Below are 248 nucleotides of genomic sequence, written 5' to 3'. Positions count from 1 at the left end.
CTATGCGTAACCACAACGCCTTCGCATCGCTGTCGTCCGGGCCGGTGTCTCCGTCGTCATGTTCGCCTCGGTCTACTGAAGCTTCGATCAATCCGATAAAGGCGTCCGCCACCTCCGTCGGCTGCTGCGCCATTCCTGGAGAACTTAACAACTCCTGCAGTGTGCGGGCCACCAACGCAAGCGGCGATACCTCGTCATCCGACTCAGTTGCGATAACCGTACGCCGGAATACCCCAAACAGTTTTTGC

Annotated in this window: 1 protein-coding gene; it reads right to left on the bottom strand. The window is 58.1% G+C overall.

Features of this window, described 5'->3' with window-relative positions; translation table 11 throughout:
* The coding region (locus SB847_RS21855; protein WP_410578813.1) for a hypothetical protein at positions 1-248 on the bottom strand (248 nt) is incomplete at both ends.

Source organism: Bacillus sp. SIMBA_026, from assembly GCF_046535335.1.
GTDB classification, from domain to species: Bacteria; Bacillota; Bacilli; order Bacillales; family Bacillaceae; genus Bacillus; species Bacillus velezensis.
The sequence above is the reverse complement of the archived record's forward strand: the minus strand, read 5'-3'. Positions and strand labels throughout refer to the sequence as shown.